Source organism: Pseudomonas sp. S4_EA_1b (assembly GCF_016307435.1).
Lineage (GTDB): Bacteria > Pseudomonadota > Gammaproteobacteria > Pseudomonadales > Pseudomonadaceae > Aquipseudomonas > Aquipseudomonas rhodesiae.
This window is the reverse complement of the sequence record NZ_JAEILC010000137.1, coordinates 16521-33223: the sequence shown is the minus strand read 5'-3', so window position 1 is coordinate 33223 and position 16703 is coordinate 16521. Positions and strand designations below refer to the sequence as shown.

The following is a 16703-nucleotide window of genomic DNA, read 5'->3' as shown; positions in this document are numbered from 1 at the left end:
CAATTGGGGTTTTGTTTTGCTCGCTCGAAAACATTAGAAGCTCGATTAGGTTTACCTTCTACTCAGTCCAAGAGCACCGCCAAATCGCCGACAAATTTGAACAGTTATTTCTGAACCAGACCACTAGAATAGGCACCTAACCATTTTTAGAGTCAGAGCCCTACTATGCCCGATCCGGTTGATGCCACAGAGGTGTCGGATTTACCGCTGGACGACCTGGTGGCCTGCCATGAGTGCGACCTGCTGATGCGCAAACCCGTGCTCGCTGTTGGCGAAAAAGCCCAGTGCCCACGTTGCGGTTACGAGCTGTACGCTCACCGACATAACGTGGTTGAGCGAAGCCTTGCCTTGGTACTTGCTGCACTGTTGTTGTACATCCCTGCGAACTTTCTGCCGATCATGCAGCTCAATCTACTGGGTCAGTCTTCCGAGGACACCGTGTGGAGCGGCGTTGTCGGTCTCTTCGACACAGGCATGCAGGGTGTGGCCATCGTGGTCTTCCTTTGCAGCATGGGCATTCCCTTGCTCAAGTTGCTGTGTCAGTTAGCCGTGCTGCTGAGCATACGGTGGAACATCGGCCGCAGTTATGGCCTGCTGCTCTATCGTATTTACCACCACTTGAGAGATTGGGGGATGCTGGAGGTCTACTTGATGGGCGTACTGGTGGCGATCGTCAAGCTCGCTGACATGGCGTCCATCACGATTGGCCTGGGCCTTGGTTGCTTTGTCAGTTTGTTGATGGTTCAGGTCCTGCTTGAGGTGGTGATGTCGCCCCACCAGATCTGGCAAGCGCTGTCAGGGGAGGATGATCATGCGGGCGATTGATGCGGGCATTCTGATTTGCACCGAATGCCATGAGTTGAATAAGCAAGAGCCAGATGTCGATGAGCAAGTGTGCAGCCGCTGTGGCGCGCTGGTTCATGCTCGCCGCCCTGATAGCCTTACGCGTACTTGGGCGTTGTTGATCACCGCCGCTTTGCTCTACATCCCTGCCAATATGCTGCCCATCATGACGGTCAACTCCTTGGGGCAGGGCGATCCCAGTACCATTATGGCCGGTGTTATCCAGCTGGTGCAGCATGGTATGTACCCGATTGCCGCAGTGGTATTCATCGCGAGTATTCTTGTGCCGACATTCAAGCTGGTGGGTATCGGTTTGTTACTGTTCTCGGTGCAGCGCCATCAACCGCTCTCGGCGCAACAACGTATCGTGATGTACCGTTTTATTGAATTCATTGGCCGCTGGTCCATGTTGGATATCTTCGTGATCGCCATCCTCGTGGCGGTCGTAAACTTTGGACGACTTGCCAGCGTCGAGGCCAACCTCGGCGCTGCGGCGTTCGCCAGTGTGGTGATCTTGACGATGCTTGCCGCTGTAACTTTCGATCCCCGACTGATTTGGGATAACACGGAGTCGGACGACGACCATGAGTGACTTGCCTAAAGCTAAAACCCGCCCTGCTTCCAACTGGTCAGCCATATGGGTGTTGCCTCTGATTGCCCTGATTATCGGCGGGTGGCTGGGGTGGCGTGCTTACTCCCAGCAGGGCATCGAAATCCAGGTGCGCTTTGAAAGCGGCGAGGGCATCCAGGTCAACAAAACCGAAGTGGTTTATAAAGGCATGCCCGTGGGCAAGGTCAAAGCCTTGGCACTTGATGACGAAGGCAACAATCGCGGGGTGATCGCCACCATCGAGATGGGTAAGGACGTCGAGCAATACCTCAAAACCAACACGCGCTTCTGGTTGGTCAAGCCCAGCGTCAGCCTCGCGGGCATCACCGGTCTGGAAACCCTGGTATCAGGCAACTACATCGCTGCCAGCCCTGGCGATGGCGAACCCACTCGCAAATTCAAGGCGCTCTCCGAAGAACCGCCTCTGTCCGACGCCAAGCCCGGCCTGCACCTGACCGTCAAAGCCGACCGCCTCGGCTCGCTCAACCGGGGCAGCCCGGTGTTCTACAAGCAGATCCAGGTGGGTCAGGTCAAAAGCTATCTGCTGTCCGAAGATCAAAGCACCGTTGAGATCAAACTCTACATCGAGCCGACTTACGCGCACCTGGTGCGCAAACACACGCGTTTTTGGAACGCCAGCGGTATCAGCATCGACGCTAACCTCTCCGGCGTCAAAGTGCGCAGCGAGTCGCTTTCCAGCATCGTAGCCGGTGGTATCGCCTTCGCCACGCCAGAAAATCGCAAAGACAGTCCGCCCACCGATCCAAGCTTGCCGTTCCGCTTGTACGAAGATTTCGACGCGGCCGCCGCCGGTATTCGTGTGAAGGTCAAGCTGGCTGACTTCGAAGGCCTGCAAGCGGGGCGCACGCCGGTCATGTACAAGGGCATCCAGGTCGGTAGCCTGAAAACTCTGAAGATCGATCCGGATCTGTCCAGCGCCAATGCGGAATTGACCCTAGACCCCTTGGCCGAAGATTACCTGGTGCAGGACACCCAGTTCTGGGTGGTGAAACCTTCCATCTCCCTTGCCGGCATCACCGGTCTGGAAGCCTTGGTCAAAGGTAACTACATTGCCATCCGCCCTGGTGACAAAGGCAGTGCCCCGCAACGTGAGTTTGTCGCGCGGGCCAAAGCGCCGCCGTTGGACCTGCGTTCTCCGGGCCTGCATATGGTGTTGTTCACCGACAACCTGGGCTCCCTGGATGTCGGCAGCCCGATACTCTACAAGCAGGTCAAAGTCGGTTCGGTGCAGAGCTATCAATTCTCGCGCAAGAGCAAGCAACTGGTGATTGGCGTTCACATCGAGAAGGAATACGAGAACCTCGTCAACGGTTCGACGCGGTTCTGGAATGCCAGCGGCGTGACCCTGACCGGCGGCCTGACCGGCGGTATCCAAGTAAAAAGTGAGTCCCTGGCGAGCCTGATGGCCGGCGGTATCGCTTTCGAAACCCCGCAAGCAAACGTTCCGCTGAAAAAACGTATCCCTCGCTTCCGTCTGTTTGCCGACCGTGAGGCCGCCAATCAACATGGGACCCTCGTCACCATCAAGGTCGACCGCGCCGATGGCCTGCGCCCAGGAACCCCGGTGCGCTTCAAGGGGTTGGATGTGGGCAAGATCGAAAGTGTCGACCTGAGTGCCGATATGCAGTCGGTCATGCTCAGTGCGCGTATCACCCAAGTGGCCGATCGCGTTGCGCGCGTCGGCAGTCAGTTCTGGGTGGTCAAGCCTGAGTTGGGCCTGATGAAAACGTCCAACCTCGAAACCTTGGTCACCGGTCAGTACATCGAGGTGCAACCGGCGGCGAAAAATGCCGGCCCGCAGAAAAATTTCGTCGCGCTAAATCAACCGCCGGAAGTCGTGAACCAAGAAGCTGGTTTGAGACTGGTCCTGAGCGCAGCGCGTCGCGGTTCTCTCAAGGAAGGCGTGCCGGTTACCTATCGTGAAGTCACCGTGGGCAAAGTCACCGGTTACGAGCTGGGCCAGACCGCCGACCGTGTGTTGATCCATATCCTGATCGAACCCAAGTACGCGCCGTTGGTGCGCAGTGGCAGCCGTTTCTGGAACACCAGTGGGTTCGGGCTCGACTTCGGCCTGTTCAAAGGCGCAACGGTACGCACCGAGTCCCTGGAGACTCTAGTGGCGGGTGGTATTGCATTCGCCACGCCGGAGGGTGAGCGCATGGGTAACGCAGCGCGTGCCCAACAAACCTTTCCGCTGTTCGACAAGTTCGAAGATGAATGGCTGACCTGGGCGCCCAAGATTCCACTGGGCAAATAAACCGAGGCGCGGCAATCGGGGGCAAGCCCCCTCCCACATAAATCAGGATGTGGGAAGGCTTGCTCCCGACAAGAGCCTCAACATCACCACAAAAAAAGGCCGCGATCCATAAGATCGCGGCCTTTTTGCATTTCAGTGCAACCGGTCAGACTTCATCCAGCTCCGGTTCATCCGCCTGCACGTTTACCGTGGCCTTCACCACATCACGACGACGGATGTACTTCCAGTCCGCCTCGTCGATGTAGATACCATTCGGTCCGCTACCGCCTTCCAAGTCGATAGCCACCTGGGCGGAAACCTGGGGTTTCACACTCGCCAGGATCGGCACGAAGCCCAGCTGCAAACTGGTTTCCAGCAGCGCGGCCTGGTTCTTCTCATCAATATCCGCCGCTTCATCCAGGTAGTACGGCAAACGCACACGACCGGCCTGGTCGCGGTCCATCAAGTGCAGCAACAAATACATGTTGGTCAGCGCCTTGATCGTCATGGTGGTGCCGTTGGACGCCGCGCCATCGATATCGGTGTGAATCACCGGCTGGCCGTTGACTTTAGTGATTTCGAAGGCCAGCTCGAACAGATCCTTGAGGCCCAACTGGTTATGGTTGGCGGCCACCAGGCGAGCCAGGTATTCCTTGGCTTCTTCGTTCTTGTTGTCCTGCTCGGCGCTCTGGCTGAGATCGAACACCGACAAGGTTTCGCCTTCTTCGTATTGACCGGCGCTGTGGATGATCTGGTCGATATGCTTGAGCGCTTCCTTGTTCGGTGCCAGTACGATGCGGAAGCTCTGCAGGTTGGACACCTGACGCTTGTTGATCTCGCGGTTGAACAGCGCCAATTGGTGTTCCAGGCTGTCGTAGTCGCTGCGGATATTGCGCAAGGTGCGCGCGATATCAGTGACCGCCGCACGGCGTGCCTTGCCCAGGGTCAGGGCTTCATCGGTGCGGTGGGCATAGGCGTTGATCAGCAGTTGCAGGCGACGCTCGACATCATCCTCGCTGTCGAATTTGGCCACACCCTTGAGGCGCACCTGAGCGTACAGCGCTTCGATCTGGCCGTCGGCGCGCAGCAGGCCCTGCCAACTGTCCTGATAGTCATTGAGCAGCGGCAGCAGGTTGTCCATGGAATCGTCGATAGGGTCCATGAACGGCGTGCCGAACGGCAAGTCCGCAGGCAGTAATTGACGACGGCGCAACGCGTCATCCAATGTGCGCTGCTTGGCTTCCATGTCGCCGATTTGACGCCCGACCAGTTGCAGCTTGGCCGACAGTTGCTGGACCCGTTCGGTAAACGCGTCGCTGGAGCGCTTCAACTCGTCCTGGGCCGCTTCCATCTGCGCCAGGCTTTCCAGTTTTTCGCCTTCTTCGGCGCTCAGGGTTTGCGCGCGACGGAAATCTTCCAAGGCTTTCTGTGCGTCCAGCACCTGCTGGTACAGCGCTTCGGTCTGGGTTTTGCTCGCGGCGCGGTCAGCCGCCACGGCTTGCTGAGTTTTGAGCTGCTTGAGTTCTTTTTCCAGGCGCTCTTTCTGGTCGCGCAACGCCGCACGATCCGCGAGGGCCTGCAATGCCGGCTGTTCGATGTGGGAAATGTCGATAGACAACCCCGGCACTTCAAAGCGCTCGCCCTTGAAGCCATCAAGGATCTGCTCCAGGGATTTAACCCACAGGCCATCCTCATCCAGCGTGATGCCATGCTCGCCCAACGGCAGGCTGAACAGCGAACTGTTGAACAGTCGCATCAGACGCTCGACATCCTGCTGTGAGAATTCTTCCCGCAGCTTGGCGTAGCTGTTGTTGTCCGCATGGTCTAGCTGCTGCTTGACCGACTTCAAGCGCTTTTCCAGGTCACGCAAGCGCTCGTCCAAGTCTTCGGCGCTGAACTGTCGCGACTGCGCCAGTGCGCCCGCGAGTTCGTCGTGAGCATCCTTGGCTGCGAGCAATTGCTGCTCCAGCACTTTCACATCGTCCACCAACGCGAAGCGATGTTTGAGCACCGACAATTCACCCAGCCAACGCTGGATGCCGCTGATTTCCCGCTCCAGGCGCATCAGCTCTTGAGTGCCGCCGCGCTGGTCGTTCTGCAGCGCGTCCTGTTCGTTGCGGTAATGCTCGGCCTGGATGGTCAGCTCTTCCTTGCGTGCACTGGCGTAGTCCGACCAGGTGCCCAGCAGCGAATCCAACAGTGGCGACAGGCGATGCAGTTTGCCGCGCAGGATGTCGCGGTGCTTCACGCCATTGGCCAGGGCTTCGACCAGCGGCCCGGCGGCCACCAGGGAGTTGTAGTCCTGTTCCATGCGTCGTACATCGCGGAAGGCTTCTTCGCACGCGGCGATGTAATCCACACTGCCGGAACGCAGGCTGTGTTCAAACGCATCGAGGAACAGCTGCTTGAGCTTGGCCGCGGTGATTTCGCGCATGTGCAGCAGGTTGATAAACAGCGCGCGGAAGGTCTTCAGGCTCTGCTCGCTGGTGGAGCGCAGCGGGATCAATGTCAGGTCCAGCGGGATCGACGTGTGACCGCCGACCAGCAAACGCCGCAGTTCATCCGGCTTGAGTTCGTAAGCCTTGAGGCCCTCGCGTTCAAGGTTGGTGAACAGTTCTTTCTGACGCAGGCAGGTGTCGTTTTTCTGGTAGTGGGCCAGGTCGAGCTTGCCGGCATAGGCAAAGAATTGGTGGCCGAAACCACCGCCTGGCCCGCGGCCGACCACACCGATCACATGCGGGCCGTGGGGCAGGGAGACTTCCACGAGGATGTAGCTGGTGTCGCTGGCAAAGTAGAAGCGCCGCGATTGTTCCAGGGTGTACTTGCCGAAACTCATGTCCGACATGCGTGCCAGGATCGGGAACTGCAGGGCGTTGATTGAGGCGGACTTACCCAGGTTGTTCGCGCCGTACACCGACAGCGGCTCTTCCAGCGGAAACAAGCCCAGGCTGTAACCGGCGGTGTTCAATAGGGCGAAGCGGCGGATGCCGTAGCGTTCCTTACTCATGCGTCGGTCTCCTGTTCTTCGGCAATGGCGCGGGCCAGGGCGTCTTCTTCGCTCTCGTTGTCAAACTCGCTGAGGTCCAGCGGGTCATCGGTCTGCAGCAGTTTCTCATCGCTGTCTTCGTCGATGATCACCGGCGCCGGCAGTGGCAAGACGCTGTGCACACTGGCTGCCAGGTCGCGGTCCTGCTGCACCGACAGGCACACGTCGAGGAAACGGTGCATCGGCGGCAGGAAGCGGTACACGCCGTTGTCTTCGCTGGCGAATCCGAGTTGGGTCATGCGGCGCATGATTTTTTCTTCGAGTTCTTCCTGGGTCTGCACTTCGGCCTGGATAAACAGGTCGCGGTACTTTTCCAGCAGCGACGGCAGCTCGTCGCGGCCCAGGCTGCCACCGTCCAGCACAGCGATTGGGTCGCGGCCCTGGTCGGCCAGGTGCTCGACGATGATGAAGGTGAACAGCGCCAGGCGCTGCGCGGTCTTGTTGACCTGCGCGGCAGCCACGGCGGTGTCGGGCACGAAGTAGTAGAAGCCCCGAGTGTCGCAAACCAGCTCAAAGCCCAGGGCCTTGAACAACGTGCGGTACTGGTCCTGGAAGTTCGACAGTTGGGCGTACAGCTCCGGGTCGCGGCGGCTGACATGGTAACCCTTGAACAGCTCGCGGAAGATCGGCGCCAGCTGGGACAGTTCGGATAGATCAAGATGCATGAGGAGTGCTCGCAGAATGCTCGGCCGCGTCAGGCGTGGCCGGGAGCAGGGCGAAGGAGCGCAGGCTGACCTGGTGCTCGTGGGTGTGATAGTCGCGACGTTCCAGGCGTTCGCGCTTGAAGCGTTTTTCGCGGGACAGGCGCGAGAACCAGTACAGCAATTCGTCGGTGGCGCCGTCCGGTTCCTGCTCCAGCAGCCAGGACATCAAGTCCGGCATCGGCAACGCGTCTTCGCAGCGTTCGAGCATCTCTTTGACCGTGCGCGGCGCGCGTTGGGCTTCGCCCTTGTGGGACTTGTGAGCCTTGGGGAACCGCGCAGGCTTGGGCTCGAAATTCGCCAGGGCATACACATAGGCTTCGACCTGGCTCGCACTGCCCAGGAAGGTGCTTTGCGGTCGGGTAAACATCGGCATTGCCGCTTGCGGCACCGCGTCCAGGCCCTTGCGTCGAATGGCCGACAAGGCCAGCGCCGCGCCACGGGTCACGGCGTTGTGCCGGCGCGCTTCTTCACGCAGCGGCAGCAACAGTTCCCGCGCATGGCGCAAGGTCAGTTGGGCGCTGGTCTGCATTTCGAGGATGCGCGCGTGGGTACGCAGCAGCATGTCATCTTCCACCAGATGGCCGAGGCGCTGCTGTTCGGTGAGCAGGCGCAACAGCACGTTTTCCACTTTGCGCACGCCTTGTTCGAAGGCGCCGTCGGCGTTCACCAGTTGGATCATCGGTTCGACGTATTCGTCCCAGGTCGCCAAGACCTCGGCGTAACGCTGGCGCAACGGGATCTGCCGGTCACTGGTCTTGGCGCGGTCGGCCACAGCGGCCAGGGCCTGTTCGTCGTTGGCGAGTTTTTTCAGCACGTCGCGCACGCGCATGTCGAGCAAGCGCAGTTGGCGGGCCAGGTCGTGGCCGTCGCGGATGTCGAAGGCGTCCTGGATATAACCGGCCAGGCGCTCAAGGTGGCGCAGGTAGGCTTCGATCTCCAGGCACAGGCCCAGCCGGTGCTCCTTGCGAAGATAGGCCAGGAAATCGTGGATCTGCGCGTTAAGCTCGAAGCGATTCGGGCTCTTGGCCACAGGCACGAGGATGTCGAGGCGAATCCACACGTCCAACAGGCTGGTGATGTCCTGGGGCGTGCTGTCCAGTTGTTGGGCGGCCAGTTGCGCGCGCAGCTCGCCGAGGCTCAGGGTGCCTTGGTCGAAGTGTTCGCACAGTGGCTCAAGTAAGGCCCAGTGTTCGGCGAGGGCGCGCAGGACGCGCTTGGGTTCGATCATGGGAATGGCCGCTGGTTGGCGATTAAAAGTCGCGATTGTACTGCATCGGACGGGGGATTTATCCACAGCCGGTCAGTGTGCAGTGGGCGATTGTGAGCGAACAGCGGTAGAATCCCCGCTCTTTACTTATCCACAAGTGGCCGAGCTGTGCTTATCGAGTCCCGACGTCGCGCTTACTTGACCGCCATGCAGGTGGTCAATTGGCTGCCCCGTACCGAACTGCCGTTTGCCGCACCGTCGCGGCCCGAGCTGCTGCAAGCGCTTGAGCCCGACGCGGTGTTCGAGTCTTCGGGGGAGGAAGCGGCCCCGCCGGTCGCGGTGATCAAGTCTGCGCCCGAGACACGCCCAACGGTGGAGCGGGCCAAGATCGAAGTCCCGCGGCCCTCGCCAGTGGCCAAGCCGGCCGTGGTCGAAGAGGCTGCGCCGGTGGTCAAGGCGCCGGTGGTGCCGCCGCCGCGTTTTGCCCTGCAATTGCTGCGCGCCGGGCGTTGCCTGCTGCTGGTGGAGCTGCCCACCGGCGAGCGCTTCCAGACCCGCGACCCGGCCTATCTATTGCTCAAGGACATGCTGCGCGCCGCCGGCCTGCCCGACAGCCCGCAGATCGTCGGCGACCCGGTGCGCTGGCCGCTGCTGACGCGCGGCACCATGGATCAAGGCCCCGAGGCTGCGCGCGACTTTGTGCAAGGCTTTGTGGCGGCGCGCCTCGAAGACGAGCCCAGCGTGTGTGTGTGGTTGATCGGCCTGCCCGCTGTGCGTTTTGCCGGTGAAGCCAACGCCGAGGCGTGGTATCGCGAGCTGCAGGTCGACAGCCTGGGCTCGGTATGGGCCCTGCCGGGCCTGGAAATATTAATGGAAGAGCCACAGCGTAAGGCTGATGTCTGGCAAGCCATGCGCCGGCTGATGGCGCGCTGGAAAACAACCGATGAGTGAGGCTTTATCCTTCCGCCCGATGACCGAGGCCGACCTCGACGCCGTGCTGAAAATCGAATATGCGGCGTTCAGTCACCCCTGGACCCGTGGGATTTTTCTCGATGGGCTGGGCAAGTACCAGATCTGGTTGATGTTCGAAGGCGAGCAGCAAGTGGGGCACGGTGTGGTGCAGATCATTCTCGACGAGGCGCATCTGCTCAATATCACGGTAAAGCCGGAAAACCAGGGCCGCGGTCTGGGCCTGGCATTGCTCGAACACCTGATGTCCCGCGCACATGCCGCGAACGCGCGGGAGTGCTTCTTGGAAGTGCGGGACAGCAACACCGCAGCGTTCCGGTTGTACGAACGCTACGGTTTCAACGAAATCGGCCGTCGCCGGGATTACTACCCGGCCGTGGGTGGCCGGGAAGATGCGGTCGTCATGGCCTGTACTCTGGTCGACTGACCACCCGAGCCAATGTGGGAGGGGTTAAGCCGCCTCCCACAGGTGAACCGCGCTAGTCAGCGTTTGCCACCTATAGGGTCGATATCCGCCAGTTCTGCCTCATCCAGTCCATTCCCACCGCCGATATCGTCCTCGTCTACAACACTTAGATCGAAATCGGCAGGGCTGTCTTCCCCGGCCTCTCGCGCATCCCGCGCGCCGTCTTCGTGGATCAGGGTTTCGGGGCTCATGTCGTCGTCGGTGGCTTCATGATCGTCGGTGGAGGCTCCGGTCATCCCGGCTTCACGCACGCGCTCGTCAGGCATCAGGTGTTCGCGCTCGCCACGGGGGATTTCGTCGCCGATTTCTGCGCTAGGAGCCTCGTCGTCGAAATCCAGCTCGCGCATCGAGCCCATGCGGTCTTCGTTGTCATCAATCGGTTCGGGCTGGGTAGCGCCGTAGGGACGTCGTGATTCAGTCATGGCCAATCCTCATACTGTGGGGCATATAGTGTGTGGACAGGCACCACGCCCGAAAGATTCAAGCTAATTGCCGCGCGGCGTGACCTGGACGAGTGGTCGTGTGTCACACAGCTGCGCATCATTCCTGAGGCTTTCCTGATGAACGAACTACAAGACCTGCTTGATAACAACGAACGCTGGGCGGATGCGATCAAACAGGAAGATCCCGAATTCTTCGCCAAGCTCGCCCGCCAGCAAACCCCGGAATACCTATGGATCGGCTGTTCCGATGCACGGGTGCCGGCCAACGAGATCGTCGGCATGTTGCCGGGCGATCTGTTTGTGCACCGCAACGTGGCCAACGTGGTGCTGCACACCGACCTCAATTGCCTGTCGGTGATCCAGTACGCGGTCGATGTGCTCAAGGTTAAACATATCCTCGTCACCGGCCACTATGGCTGCGGTGGCGTGCGGGCTTCGATGCAGGACCGCCAGTTCGGCCTGATCGATGGCTGGCTGCGCACCATTCGCGACCTTTACTACGAAAACCGTGAGCTGCTGGCTCAGTTGCAGACCGAAGAAGAGCGCGTCGACCGCTTGTGCGAGTTGAACGTGATTCAGCAGGTGGCCAACGTGGGTCACACCAGCATTGTGCAGAACGCCTGGCATCGCGGGCAGAGCCTGTCGATCCATGGTTGCATTTACGGCATCAAGGATGGCCGCTGGAAGAGTTTGAACACCACCATCAGTGGCTTCGAGCAACTGCCGCCGCAATACCGCCTGCGTCCATTGGGCGAAGCCTAAGGCCGCTTGCGTTCGCGCCATCGAGCCATGAACGCCTGCCCTTCGGCGTTCAGTGGCTCATCGCGACCGGTGATCCAACCCCGGCAGTTCAACTCGCCGCACTGGCAGGCGAATTGCCGGAACAGCACGTCTTCGGTGCTGGCGTAGTCGCGGGTCAGTGGGGCGCCGACAGGGATGTCGCGTAAGGTCCAGACTTCCAGGTAATGCAGGTCGAGAAACACATTCGGCGTGCAGGAGTGCGGGAACAGGCCGCTGAACCAGCCATCGTAAAGATGAATGCGCGACGACAGTTGCAGGGTATGCAAGCGCCGCTCACTCAAGGCGTAGCCCGATATCTTGGCGATGCAAACGCGGCTTTCGAACGGGACGCGCGCAGTGATCCGCATGGTCAGCCCATCGGCCGATGGCACGACGTCGAAGTCACGTGTGGAGGGGTAGTCATTTCCAAGCGCGGGCTTGAACGGGTAAAGACAGTCACTTCTGGCATTTTTAGCCTTAGCCATGGCCTGAGTCTTCATAACTCTCCTTGGTCAGGCTGCATCGACCTGCGGGTGGTGGCTGACGGCCAGTCTTGCAGCAGATGGGCTCCGGGCAAGACTCGCTGATGTTGGATCCGATTTCTACTGTCAAATCTGACAGTAGAAATCAGCTGTTTTTTGTGCGTTTTACAGCGCTGGCGCCGTGATTGTGGGGGTTGGCGCCGGTTCCTTCAGCTGTTTGAGATGGGTTTTGATCGGCGGCGTGGCGCATTTTTCATTGGCTTGTTCCGGCGTCAGCTTGCGTACCGAGGTGTAGAACAGCTCACAGGTCTGCTCCTTGCGCGTGACTTGCCAGGTATTCATGCAGGCTTTGAGCAACACATTCGGGTCGCTGGCCGGTTTCTGCCCCATGCCGGCCTGCCAACAGGCGGCGCTCAAATCCTGGCCCATGACTTTCAAACCCGCCTCATCGGCCTTCTGCTCGTTGCCGTCATAGGTCGCCGGGTCGGCGGCATACCAAATGTAGCTGGGGTGGTTGGAACCCAGCACCGATACGCTTTGGCCGGCGGCCGGGCTGATCTGCGCCAGGCCCAGCACGCTCACGGTTTGCCCATATTGCTGCTTGATCCAGTTACGCACCGGTGCGCCGAACGCCACCATCGGCAGCGCTCCGTTGGGCAGCAGGCTCAGCTCCTTGACCATACGCGTCTGGTAGTCGGTGAAGTAGCTGTAGACCGCCTCCAGGTCTTTACCGGCGTTGGACGGCGCGGCGATGGGGGCGATATCGATAATGGTCTGATAGGCCGGGGTCTCGGTGGCGGGGACGCCGTTATCGGTGAGCAGCGTCGCCCAGCGGTCGGTAGTGGCCGACTCCAGGTAGTCCTGGGCCTGAGTCAACGAGTAGTCCGGCGGGAAGTGCAGCAACTCGATGCTCTTACGGTTTTCCAAGGCCATGCCCAGCGGCAGGAACAGGTACCAGTTATAGGCCCACTTGCCGTCGCTATTGAGCTTGCTGGCGCCCTGATACGCCAGGTCGGCGGTGTCGAGCAGGGTGGTCAACGGTTGACCATAGGTGTCCGGCACGCCGCTGAACGTCGCGGTGAGCTGGCCGTCATGGCTTTTCACGCTGACTTTGGCGCGGCTGTAACCGTCGCGTTGCAAGCTCTGGTTCAGGTAATGCTCAGCGGTCTGCTCCAGCGTCCATGGCCGAAAACAGATCACATTGCAGTTATTGGGAAACGCGAATAATTGGGTGACGCGTTGCGTGCTGCCCAAAGGTACTTGGATATCGGCCTGCACGACCGCACTGGCCATCAGTGCGGCCAGGGTCAGGGACAGCCTGGTCGATTTGAACATAATTGATTCCTTGTCAGCGAAAGCCCGTCTGCGCGGGATGAAGGCCCACTTGCACACAGTAGCGGCTGACCAGGAAAACCGCGTGCTAAATCGCCAAGGGTGTCGCTATTGGATAAGAAACTGCAGTGCGTTGCTTAGATCGCCCATCGGTGCCTGACCACGCGCAATCATGGCGTCATCGCGCTGCTTGAGGCCGGGCAGGGTCTCCAATTGGAATACCCGGGTAATCAGGCGCAGGATCGATGCGGTGTCGTATACCGTATGGTCCACGGTGCCCTTGCGCGCAAACGGCGACACCACCAGCGCCGGCACCCGACTGCCCGGCCCCCAGCGGTCGCCCTTAGGCGGCGCGACGTGGTCCCACCAGCCGCCGTTTTCATCGACGGTCACCACCACCACCATATTTTTCCATTGGGGGCTTTCCTGCAGCACCTTCAAGACACGCGCGATATGGCGATCGCCGGAAGCCACATCGGCATAACCGGCGTGCATGTTCAGGTTGCCCTGGGGCTTGTAGAACGTCACCGCCGGCAGCTTTCCGGCTTGTGCATCGGCCAGGAACTTGTTGGTACTGGACTCATCGCCCAACCCACCATCACGAAGACGTTTGCTGCGTTCCGCCGGGTTCTGCGGCCCCTGTTGCTTGAAGTAATTGAACGGCTGATGGTGGTACTGGAAATTGGGGATCTTCGGGATACCGCCCGAGTCCTTGAACTGATCCAGCGTCGCCTGCCACGCCCCGGCGTACCAGGCCCAGTCGATATTCTTCTGCGACAGCTTGTCGCCGATGTGTTCGTGGGTCTGAGGCACCAGCACATTGGGCAGGTCCGGCTTGGAGTAATCCGAGTTTTGCGGGTCGCGTATCCAGGTCGGCCAATAGGGCGGGGCCAAGGTATTGACCGCGTAACCGTCCGGGGTCAGGGCGCTGGGGCCGAACTGCGGCGGGCCGCTCATCGCGCTGGCCGGGGAGTTGTCCAGCGGCTTGAGGCGCGTGTCGGTGGGGTCATCGCTTTGCAACGTGGCGATCTGCGATTTAGCCACCGATTGTGCGGCGTTCGGGTACACCGGCGCGGTGGCGCTGATCAGGTATTGGTGGTTGAGAAACGAACCGCCAAACGCACCCTGAAAGAAGTTGTCGCAGAGCACGAACTCTTTGGCTACATCCCACAGGCGCAGGGAATAACGGCTCTGGGCGTAATGGCCCATCACCAGCCCGCCGGCGTCGGCCCAGGCGACAAAACCGTCGTTCTTGCCACCGTTGATCTGCATCTGGTTCTGGTAAAACACATGCCATAGATCGCGGGTCACAAGGCTCAACGGCAAATCTTCGGCATTCGGGCCCTTGAGGGCGAACGGTGCGTTGGGCAGGTTTTCCTGGAATTGAACTGCGTTGGGGTAGGTAACGCCGTCCACGCTTTGCGGCCCGACCTGCAGCACACCGCCCCAGGCTGGAGGCAGGGTGGCCAACAGGCTGCCGTCGCGGTCGCGTTGCTGGTATTGAGCGGCAGACAGCGCCGACAGCGGTTTCTCCACGCCGGGGAAATCCGCAAACAAATTATTGAAGCTGCGGTTTTCGGCGTAGATCACCACCACGGTTTTAACCTGGTCGCGCAGGGCTTTGTCTAGCTCCTGCGGGGTCAGTGGTTGTGTCTGGGGTGGGTTTGGCCCTTCGCCGGTGTGGTCGCAGCCGCTCAAGGTGGCGCCCACCCCCAGTACCGCCGCGCCTCCCAGGAAGCGCCGACGGCTGGTGTCTACGGGCGGTTGAGTTACGGAATTGGTGGAAGGGCGGTCTTCGTGCTCGTCGCTCATTGCGGGGGAGTCCTGGCGAGATGTTGCAAGATGTTTCGCAGGACGGTAGCAGTGGGAGATGACGGAACCAAGACAACGGCGCGACCTGCCGGAGCTGCGAGGCCCTGTGGGAGGGGGCTTGCCCCCGATGACGGCCTGACAGCCGACTAGAATTTCGCATCAGACCGAGTACATATACCGGCTGGCACGCCTGATTGACTGCGCCCGTTGCAATAACTGGCGCAGTCCCCATTCGCCTACGGCATCACCGGCGGCAAATACGCCAGCGTGGTCCCCAGTGCCCACAACAAAAACAACACCAGCGGCGTGTGCACCAGCAATTGCACGAACGAGAAACCGATCAAATCCCTCGCTTTAAGCCCCAGCACGCCCAATAGCGGCAGCATATAGAACGGGTTGATCAGGTTCGGCAGCGCTTCGGCGGCGTTGTAGATCTGCACCGACCAGCCCAGGTGGTACTGCAGATCGTTGGCCACTTGCATCACATACGGTGCCTCGATGATCCACTTGCCGCCGCCCGACGGAATAAAGAAGCCCAGCACCGCCGAGTACACCCCCATCAGCAGTGCGTAGGTGTCGTGGGAGGCAATAGAGGTGAAGAACGTTGAGATATGGTGCGCCAGGGTCTGGCCGTCGCCGCCCTTGACCACCGTCATCAGCGCGGCGATCGAACCGTACAGCGGGAATTGGATCAACACCCCGGTGGTGGTCGGTACCGCACGGGCCACGGCATCCAGGAAGCTGCGCGGGCGCCAGTGCAGCAGCGCACCGACCATGATGAACAGGAAGTTATAGGTATTGAGCCCCGAGATGGCACTGATCGCCGGCTTGGTCGAAAACTCATGGAACAGCCAACCGGCGGCCAGCAGCGCCAGCAGGATGGTCAGCAGCGGGCTGTGTTCCAGCCATTCGCCGGGGCGCGTCGGCGCCTGTGGCTTGGGCAGGTTGAAGGCCGGGTCGACGCCGCAAGCCTGGGCGTCGCGGGCGCTGTTCGGGCCGGGGGCGGTGGCGTAGGCGATGATCAGCGACACCACGATCAGCGCCAGCAACAGCACACCGGACTGCCACAGGAAGATCGTCTCGGTGAAGGGGATCATCCCGGTGATCGCCAGGATCGATGGCGGCAAACTGCCTGGGTTGGCTTGCAACTGCGCGGCCGACGACGACAACCCCAGGGCCCACACGGCGCCCAGGCCCAGGTAGGCGGCCGCACCCGCCGCGCGGTAATCCATGCGCAGATCAGTGCGCCGGGCCAGGGCGCGTACCAGCAACCCGCCGAACACCAGGGACAAGCCCCAGTTCAGCAGCGACGCGACCATGGATATCAGCGCCACCCACGCCACGGCCGAGCGGCCGTTCTTGGGGATGCGCGCCAGCCGGTCAATCAGGCGCACCGCCGGCGGTGAGCTGGCGACCACATAACCGCCGATTACCACAAAGGCCATTTGCATGGTGAACGGGATCAGGCTCCAGAAACCATCGCCAAAGGCTTTGGCGGCGTCGGTCGGAGCGGCGCCCATGCCCAGGGTCGCCACGGCCACGATGATCACCGCCAGTGCGGCGAACACCCAGGAGTCCGGGAACCAGCGTTCGGCAAAGTTGGAGCAGCGCAGGGCAAATCGGGCATAGCGGCTTTCTTCGATAGCGTCGGCCACGAGTCATTCCTCTTGTCGTTATTATGGGTTTGGCAGTTTTCCGGCATATTCCGCTACGGCCATTGATATGGGAATGCGGTTATCTTCATTGATCGAT

General features: G+C 60.5%; 14 protein-coding genes. 6 read left to right on the top strand and 8 right to left on the bottom strand.

The window, feature by feature from the left end:
• Window positions 1-165: 165 nt before the first annotated feature.
• Genes YA0848_RS31875 through YA0848_RS31865 form a run of 3 tightly spaced genes read left to right on the top strand, consistent with a single transcriptional unit; the run spans window position 166 to window position 3731 of the window.
• A complete protein-coding gene (locus YA0848_RS31875; protein WP_034111645.1) occupies window positions 166-825 on the top strand; it encodes a paraquat-inducible protein A in 660 nt (219 codons plus the stop codon).
• Window positions 812-1435: a paraquat-inducible protein A gene (locus YA0848_RS31870; protein WP_034095740.1), complete on the top strand. Its 624-nt coding sequence runs from the start codon at window positions 812-814 to the stop codon at window positions 1433-1435. Before YA0848_RS31875 ends, YA0848_RS31870 begins: the two co-directional genes overlap by 14 nt.
• Window positions 1428-3731, top strand: a complete 2304-nt coding sequence (locus YA0848_RS31865; RefSeq protein WP_034095741.1) for a PqiB family protein — start codon at window positions 1428-1430, stop codon at window positions 3729-3731. Before YA0848_RS31870 ends, YA0848_RS31865 begins: the two co-directional genes overlap by 8 nt.
• A gap of 145 nt (window positions 3732-3876) precedes the next feature.
• On the opposite strand, the gene mksF is transcribed toward YA0848_RS31865, so the two are convergent.
• The 3 genes from mksF to mksB are packed head-to-tail and all read right to left on the bottom strand — an operon-like array spanning window position 3877 to window position 8688.
• Window positions 3877-6717 carry an Mks condensin complex protein MksF gene (mksF, locus tag YA0848_RS31860; protein WP_169903764.1) on the bottom strand — a complete coding sequence of 947 codons (2841 nt, stop codon included), beginning with the start codon at window positions 6715-6717 and terminating at the stop codon, window positions 3877-3879.
• Window positions 6714-7421 (bottom strand): Mks condensin complex protein MksE, encoded by a 708-nt coding sequence (gene mksE / locus YA0848_RS31855; RefSeq protein ID WP_034095743.1) that lies wholly within the window; start codon window positions 7419-7421, stop codon window positions 6714-6716. Before mksE ends, mksF begins: the two co-directional genes overlap by 4 nt.
• Window positions 7411-8688, bottom strand: a complete 1278-nt coding sequence (gene mksB / locus YA0848_RS31850) for an Mks condensin complex protein MksB (protein ID WP_169903765.1) — start codon at window positions 8686-8688, stop codon at window positions 7411-7413. The genes mksE and mksB overlap by 11 nt, the downstream gene beginning before the upstream one ends.
• A gap of 186 nt (window positions 8689-8874) precedes the next feature.
• Between mksB and YA0848_RS31845 the strand changes: the two genes are divergently transcribed.
• Both YA0848_RS31845 and rimI read left to right on the top strand, forming a co-directional pair.
• The gene (locus tag YA0848_RS31845) at window positions 8875-9618 is read left to right on the top strand and encodes an energy transducer TonB (protein WP_169903785.1); all 744 of its coding nucleotides are present in this window, start codon (window positions 8875-8877) and stop codon (window positions 9616-9618) included.
• Window positions 9611-10063: a ribosomal protein S18-alanine N-acetyltransferase gene (gene rimI, locus YA0848_RS31840; protein WP_034095746.1), complete on the top strand. Its 453-nt coding sequence runs from the start codon at window positions 9611-9613 to the stop codon at window positions 10061-10063. The genes YA0848_RS31845 and rimI overlap by 8 nt, the downstream gene beginning before the upstream one ends.
• Before the next feature lie 56 nt (window positions 10064-10119).
• Here rimI and YA0848_RS31835 read toward each other — a convergent pair whose 3' ends face one another.
• On the bottom strand, window positions 10120-10524 hold the full coding sequence (locus YA0848_RS31835) for a hypothetical protein (protein WP_034095747.1): 405 nt from the start codon (window positions 10522-10524) through the stop codon (window positions 10120-10122).
• A 138-nt stretch (window positions 10525-10662) separates the two neighbouring features.
• Here YA0848_RS31835 and can point away from each other — a divergent pair, with 138 nt between their 5' ends.
• Window positions 10663-11307: a carbonate dehydratase gene (gene can, locus YA0848_RS31830; protein ID WP_034095748.1), complete on the top strand. Its 645-nt coding sequence runs from the start codon at window positions 10663-10665 to the stop codon at window positions 11305-11307.
• Here can and YA0848_RS31825 read toward each other — a convergent pair.
• From YA0848_RS31825 to YA0848_RS31810, 4 genes are all read right to left on the bottom strand, one after another.
• Window positions 11304-11825 carry an SET domain-containing protein gene (locus YA0848_RS31825; protein ID WP_034095749.1) on the bottom strand — a complete coding sequence of 174 codons (522 nt, stop codon included), beginning with the start codon at window positions 11823-11825 and terminating at the stop codon, window positions 11304-11306. The two genes, can and YA0848_RS31825, sit on opposite strands and share 4 nt — an antisense overlap.
• A gap of 147 nt (window positions 11826-11972) precedes the next feature.
• Window positions 11973-13142 (bottom strand): hypothetical protein, encoded by a 1170-nt coding sequence (locus tag YA0848_RS31820; RefSeq protein ID WP_047881698.1) that lies wholly within the window; start codon window positions 13140-13142, stop codon window positions 11973-11975.
• A gap of 105 nt (window positions 13143-13247) precedes the next feature.
• Window positions 13248-14951: an acid phosphatase gene (acpA, locus tag YA0848_RS31815; RefSeq protein WP_198712567.1), complete on the bottom strand. Its 1704-nt coding sequence runs from the start codon at window positions 14949-14951 to the stop codon at window positions 13248-13250.
• 236 nt (window positions 14952-15187) lie between these two features.
• The gene (locus YA0848_RS31810; protein ID WP_034095752.1) at window positions 15188-16606 is read right to left on the bottom strand and encodes a short-chain fatty acid transporter; all 1419 of its coding nucleotides are present in this window, start codon (window positions 16604-16606) and stop codon (window positions 15188-15190) included.
• Window positions 16607-16703 lie beyond the last annotated feature (97 nt).